This is a genomic window from Corynebacterium sp. HMSC056F09 (assembly GCF_001815785.1).
GTDB lineage: Bacteria > Actinomycetota > Actinomycetes > Mycobacteriales > Mycobacteriaceae > Corynebacterium > Corynebacterium hiratae.
In genome coordinates, this window is the sequence record NZ_KV821886.1 from 37,551 (window position 1) to 44,341 (window position 6,791).

A 6,791-nucleotide genomic window follows, 5' to 3' on the forward strand; every position below is an offset into this window, starting at 1 on the left:
CTACGATTAGCAGGGATGACTAAGAACACGCCAGGGTCCAAGCGCCGCCGCCGGCGGGGCGCGGGCCACCGGAACCACCGCACGGGACGCCCCCAGCGCACGTCCACCAACCGCATGACCACGCGGGATGAGACGTCCGCGGGCGGACTCGTCGTGTCCGGATTGGCGGAGGCCGTCGACGAGGACGGCAACGTAGACCTCTCACAGATCTATGTGGCGCTCATCGGCAGGCTGGACCGCCGCGGGCGCCTGCTGTGGTCCATGCCGAAGGGACATGTGGAAAACGGCGAAGCCAAGGAGCTGACCGCCGAGCGCGAGGTCTGGGAGGAGACCGGCATCCACGGCGAGGTCTTCGCGGACCTGGGCATGATTGATTATTGGTTCGTCTCCGATGGCGTGCGCATTCACAAGACCGTGCACCATCACCTGCTGCGTTTTGTCGATGGCATCATGAACGACGAGGACCCGGAGGTCACGGAGGTGTCCTGGATCCCGGTCTCCGAGCTCATCGAGCACCTGGCCTATGCCGACGAGCGCAAGCTGGCGCGCATCGCCCACGACCTTCTTCCGGATCTCGCGCGAAAGGAAGCTGCCGAAGGAAAGGCGACCCCGCGGTGAGCTGGCGCGCAGCGGCGGCCATCGCGGCCTTGGCGGTGGGCTGCACCGTCCCCGTGGCCCAGGCGGAAACCCTCGATACTGGGATCACCGACTCCCACTACTGGCTCGGCTCCCGCGGACCTGATGAGCTGGAGCTGAGCCTGCTCAGCGCGAGCGAGGCGCGGGTAGGGGAGACGCTGGAGCTGCAGCTGCGCATCCACAACCCAACCGAGAGCGCCGTTGATGATCTTCAGATCACCTCCCGCCGCAGCACTGCCGTAACCTCCACGGCGCAGGCCCGCCAAGAGCTGGCCGCAGGATCCTTTCCCTATTATGGGGCCTCGCTCGGCGCAGGGACGCTCCAACCGGGGGAGAGCCGCGACGTCACCGTCAAGGTGCCCACCGCTCTGGGGGAGGACTCGACCCTGGCCATCACGGAGCCCGGCGCGTACCCGCTCCTGTTTACCTTGACCGGCACCCGCGACGGCCAAGCGGCCAGTTTCGCGGAGGAGCGGACGATTGTGGAATTCCAAGGAGACGAGCCGGATGCCGAAGAGGAGGGCGAGCATTCCTTTTCCCTGGTCTATCCCATCACCGCCCAAGTGGACGTGGTTCCAGGTGATACCGGCGGCGAGGAGCTCATCTTAGAAAGCGAGCAGCTGGCAGAGCAGCTCTCGCCGGGCGGGCGCCTCGATCAGCTGCTCGATGCCTACCTGAAGCATGATCTGCACGGCTCCGGCTGCGTGGCCTTGGACCCCGCGCTTGTCGACGCCGCCGACCGCATGTCCGCCGGCTACACCGTCAACGAGACCCGCCCATCTATCGCCAAACGCCCCACCCGCCTGCGCGACTCCTGGTTCACCCAGTCCGATTCCGATCGCGGTGAACCGGGCGCGGGTGCCCAAGACGCCGCCGCGTGGCTAGAGAAGCTCAAGAAGGTGGACTGCCGCATGCTCATGCCATGGGCCAACGCGGATACCGACGCCGTCGCCAAAGTAGGAAACGAGTGGCTCACCCACGAGGCCGTCGAGCAGGGCGCGGCCACCATCGAGCGCATCCTCGGCGCCCCGCTCAGCACGCATCTGACCGCGCCGGCCTCCGGGACAAGCGAGCACGCAATGCCCGTCCCGCTGCTGGTAGCGGATAACTCCGAATGGGCAGGCAAGGCCGCCACCTTCGATGCTTCCCTAGGCGCACTCTTAGCCCAAACCGGCTCGAAACCGCAGACCACCGGGTACTCCAACCCGGAGCTGCGCTATGACTTTTCCATGGATTCGGAGCAGGCGCGGGCGCTGACGGCGGGGGCGTCGATAAGCGTGGCGTCCGCGCAAGAGGAGACCGTAGCCAAGTTGCCGAACTACCAAGACCCTGCGGCCGCGCGCGCGGTGATGGAAGCAGCGCAGAGGCTCCTCGATTCTGGGCGCCTCCAGCCGCGCCCCGTCACCGCGCTAGATGTGGAGGAGGGCAGCGGTACCCCCGGCAGCCCCTACCCGGATCCCGCGGCCTTTCACGACGCCGAGATCACGCAGGTGACACAGCAGGCGCGCTATACCGACGAGCTGATGTCCATCATGGTTAATGATCCAGGCATCGCCATGACGCGCTATAGCTTCACGGCGCCCCTGCGCCACGATCTGCTTACGGCGCTGAGCGCTACCGACCGCTCCAGCCTGCACGGTTTCACGCCCTCGGTGAAGCAGAGCCGCGCGCGACTGGAGAAGAACGCGAATATGCTGCGCGAGCTCCGCGCCTCCGTCTCGCTCATCCCGCCGGGCAACGTCTACACTCGCGTTTCAGAGTCATCGCCGCTGCTCATCGTGGCGGAGAACGGCCTGCCGCTGCCTGTCGACGCCCACCTGGCCTACGATGCCCCGGACGGCGCCACCTTGAACACGCAGGACTTGATTCACATTCCGGCCAAGGGATCCATTACCGTGTCCATGACCGCTGACCTGCCGAGCGACGTTGACCAGATGTCGCTGCGCCTGTGGCTAGCAACACCATCTGAGCACCTCATTTCGGATCCAATCGACATCACGGTGCAGACGCGTGCCGGTATCGTTAGCGTCTATGGAGTCGGCGCAATCGCCGCGCTCGCCCTCGTCCTTGCCGCCCTGTTCCGGCTAGGTAAGCGGAAGAAAAAGAAGTCTCACGGATAGTTTTTCTCTATGACACATGAACCTATGTCTGGTGCCCGTCGACGCATTGTCACGCCCTCGCCGCCGGCACCGGTCCCGGAAAAGCGCGCGCCGAGTGGCGTCGTTGCTGTCGACGACGAACTCGAGGACCGTTCGGGACTGAAGGGCAAGTCTGCCTCGGCCCCGAGTGAGTCCTCCGGCGAAGAGAACTCCGACCGCGCCGTTGTGCGCGCCACCGGCTCGATGGCCATCGCGACGATGATCTCCCGCATCACGGGATTCATCCGCAACGTGCTCATTGGCTCTTCGCTGGGCCCGGCCATTTCTTCTGCTTTCACCACGGCGAACCAGCTGCCCAACCTCATCACGGAGATCGTGCTGGGCGCGGTGCTCACCTCGCTCGTCGTGCCCGTGCTCGTGCGCGCGGAGAAGGAAGACTCCGACCGCGGCGAGGCCTTCGTCCGCCGCCTCTTCACGCTGGCCTTCTCCCTGCTGGCGACGATCACGGTGCTCTCCTGCATCTTTGCCCCGCAGCTCACGCGCATGATGTTGCCGGAGGACGGCAAGGTCAACGCCGTGCAGGCCACCTCCTTTGCCTATTTGCTGCTGCCGCAGATCTTCTTCTACGGACTCTTCGCGCTCTTCCAAGCGGTGCTCAACACCAAGAACATCTTCGGGCCGGGTGCGTGGGCGCCGGTGGTCAATAACATCATCTCGATCTCGGTGCTCGTGGCCTATCAGCTGGTGCCGGGCAGCCTACATCCCAATGCGCCCTCGCCGATCACGGACGGGCACGTGCTGCTCTTGGCGCTTGGTACCACGGCGGGCGTCGTGGTGCAGTGCCTCATTCTCTTCCCCTACCTCAAGAAGGCGGGCATTAACCTCAAGCCGCTCTGGGGCTTGGATGACCGGCTCAAACAGTTCGGTGGGATGGCGTTGGCCATCGTGGCCTATGTGGCGATTTCCCAGCTGGGTTACGTCATCACCTCCCGCGTGGCGGCGCATGCCGATAAAGGCGCGCCCTTTACCTACCAACAGGCCTGGCTGCTTCTGCAGGTGCCCTACGGCGTCATTGGTGTCACCCTGCTGACCGCGATTATGCCGCGCCTGTCCCGCAACGCCGCGGACGGTGACGTCAAGGCCGTGGTTCGGGATCTCACGCTGGGCACGAAGCTGACGTTTATCGCCCTGATTCCGATCGTCATCTTCATGACGGGCTTCGGCATCCCGATTGCCCGCGGCCTCTTCCAGTACGGCGCCTTCGACGCCGACGCGGCCGAGCTGCTCGGCCTCACGCTGAGCTTCTCCGCTTTTACCCTGATCCCCTATGCCTTGGTGCTGCTACACCTGCGCGTGTTCTACGCGCGTGAGGAAGCGTGGACCCCCACCTTCATCATCGCCGGCATCACGCTGACCAAGGTGGTGCTCTCCCTGCTGGCCCCGCACGTGGCGGACTCCCCGGAGCGCGTGGTCATCCTGCTCGGTACGGCCAACGGCTTCGGCTTCGTGGCTGGCGCGGTCATCGGTGGCTTCCTGCTCAAGCGCAAGCTGGGCAGCCTGGGTGGCCGCGCGGTCATCGCGACGACTATCTGGTCAGTGCTGGCCTCAATCGTGGGTCTGGTCGTTTCCTACGCCATCAACTACGGCATCAACCTCGTCCTCCCGGCACAGGTGCCGCCGTTTGTGTACCTGCTCAAGCTCGCCGTTGTAGGCCTGGTCTTCGTGATCGTGACCGGCATCGTACTCTCGCGCTCCAGTCTTCCGGAGGTCATCAACCTGGGCCGCCAGCTGCAGCGCATTCCGGGCATGTCCCGCATCATCAAGATCGAGCATGCCGAGGCCATCGAGGTCGAAGCCCCGGAGCAGCTGGAGTTCCAGCCCATCTTCAGCGTGGATGCCTTCAACTCCTCGCCGGTACCACCGCCGATGTCCGCCGGTATCGTCCGCGGTCCACGCCTGGTGCCGGGCGCCCCGGTCTCCGATGGCCGCTTCCGTCTCCTCAAGGACTACGGCTCTGCCGCGGGTACCCGCTTCTGGAAGGCCCGCGAGCAGGCCACCGGACGCCTGGTATCGCTGACCTTCGTGGACACCACGGGCGAGGCACCCATGGCTCCGGCCACCCCGGCCGTGGCCGCCCGCCGCTCCGCAGAGGTCTCCCGCGCCACGCGCCGCCTGGCGGAAATGGAGCTGGATGCCGTGGCGGAGAACATCGATATCCTGTCCTACCGCCAGGGCTGCCTCGTCGTGGCGGACTGGGTCGAGGGCACCTCGTTGAAGACGGTGTCGGAAGACAAGGACCTCGATCCGCGCGCCGTGGCCCACGCCTTGGTACCGCTGGTGCGCACCACGGCCGCCGCCCACGCGGCGAACCTCGTGCTGGGTATTGAGAACCGCAACCGCATCCGCATTTCCACCGAGGGCGTTGCCACGCTGGCCTTCCCCGCGGTACTGCACAGCAACGATGAGGAGACGGACCGCTCGGCGCTGGCCTCCGCCATCTCGCTCCTCGTGGAGTCCACCAAGCCCACCCCGGAGGTGCTGCAGGAGATTGCTGCCGATGCCGAAGAGGGCGAGGACTCCGATCTCGAGGACATCGCTCACCGCCTGGCGGCCTTCGCCGGCGATGGCGAAGAGGGCGAGGAAACCCTCCAGGTTCCAGTGGAGGAAACCCCGCGCAAGGAGGACCCGAGCCCCGCACCGGGCTTCGGCGGCCGCGGCTACTCAGGCTCCGGCACCATCGTGCTGGGCGTTCTTGCCACCCTCTTCGTCGTGGCGATGGCCGCGCTGAGCGTCTGGATCCTCTCCCAGGTGGGTAACGAGAAGACTTCCCCGGTGGTGACCAAGAGCGAAGCCTCGACGGAGGCCACGTTCCCCAACGTCCCGCCGGTCCTGTTCAAGGGCGTCAAGAGCACGTCCGTTCCGGAGGGCAAGGAAGTCACCGGCGAGTGGACCACGAAGGAAGCAGAATCCGGACTTCTGCTCAGCATTGACAAGCCCACGCAGCTGCACGTGCTACCGCTAAAGCAGGAGGATTCCATCGGTGCGAAGTACGTGGTCTACGGGGTGGATACCAAGGATTTCGATCCCACGGATCCGGAATCCGGCACGCTCACCGAACTCGCGCACGGCACCCTGACCAGCGCGCGCCAGGACATCGAGCTGAAGAAGAAGCCGGCGGCTTTCGACGGCGCCCTCATCCTCTTCACTGACATGCCCAAGTCCGGTTCCGTCACGCTGGAGGAGGCCACCCTGGTGGGCATCCCCACCAACTAACACACCACCTCACGCATTCCCCCAGACCTCGATCCCGCAACTCCCTGCTCGCTGACTCAGACGCGCCACGCGCTTGACGACGCCCACCTGCAGGTTTCGGGTAGCAGGTCTGGGGCTTTAGTGTTCTTGCGATTTCTTCCCTTGACAGCTGAGTGAAGGAGCGTATAATTATTGTTGTCACGTCAACAACCTAGAGAACTGAGGAACCCCATGACTATCACTGCAGGAACGTACGCACTGGACCCGGCACACACCACCATCGGCTTTGTTGCCCGCCACGCCATGATCACCAAGGTGCGCGGCAATTTCAACGAGTTCGAGGGCACCCTGAAGGTAGGGGAGAACATTACTGACTCCGCAGCCACCGCCACGGTGAAGACGGCGTCAATCGATACCAAGAACGCTGACCGCGATGCACACGTGAAGAATGAGGACTTCTTCGATGTTGAGAAGTTCCCGGAGATGACCTTCACTGCGACCAAGTTCGACGTTAACGAGGAGGGCGAGGGCACCGTCACCGGTGATCTCACCATCAAGGGCACCACCAAGTCCGTTGATTTCAAGGTCGAAGAGACCGGCGTGGCCGAGGATCCCTTCGGCAACACCCGCTTGGGCTTCGAGGCTAAGACCTCTATTAACCGCACCGACTTCGGCATTGACTTCAACGCCCCGCTGAAGACCGGCGGCGTACTGGTCTCCGAGTACATCAAGATTGAGCTCGAGGTTTCTGCCATCAAGCAGTAAGCCATAAAGCGGCTCTTCCGGTTTCGGGGTGCGTAGCGG

General features: G+C 64.6%; 4 protein-coding genes. All 4 read left to right on the forward strand.

Going from position 1 to position 6,791, the window contains the following annotated elements; translation table 11 throughout:
- Nucleotides 1-15 precede the first annotated feature (15 nt).
- The 4 genes from HMPREF3056_RS00955 to HMPREF3056_RS00970 all read left to right on the forward strand — a co-directional run bounded on the left by HMPREF3056_RS00955 (nt 16) and on the right by HMPREF3056_RS00970 (nt 6,752).
- On the forward strand, nt 16-618 hold the full coding sequence (locus tag HMPREF3056_RS00955; protein WP_046648718.1) for an NUDIX hydrolase: 603 nt from the start codon (nt 16-18) through the stop codon (nt 616-618).
- Nucleotides 615-2,756, forward strand: coding sequence for a DUF6049 family protein (locus HMPREF3056_RS00960; RefSeq protein ID WP_070753936.1), 2,142 nt, complete (start codon nt 615-617; stop codon nt 2,754-2,756). Before HMPREF3056_RS00955 ends, HMPREF3056_RS00960 begins: the two co-directional genes overlap by 4 nt.
- Before the next feature lie 9 nt (nt 2,757-2,765).
- On the forward strand, nt 2,766-6,008 hold the full coding sequence (gene murJ, locus HMPREF3056_RS00965; RefSeq protein WP_070753937.1) for a murein biosynthesis integral membrane protein MurJ: 3,243 nt from the start codon (nt 2,766-2,768) through the stop codon (nt 6,006-6,008).
- A 210-nt stretch (nt 6,009-6,218) separates the two neighbouring features.
- Complete coding sequence (locus HMPREF3056_RS00970; protein WP_046648715.1) at nt 6,219-6,752, forward strand: YceI family protein; 534 nt, start codon at nt 6,219-6,221, stop codon at nt 6,750-6,752.
- Nucleotides 6,753-6,791 lie beyond the last annotated feature (39 nt).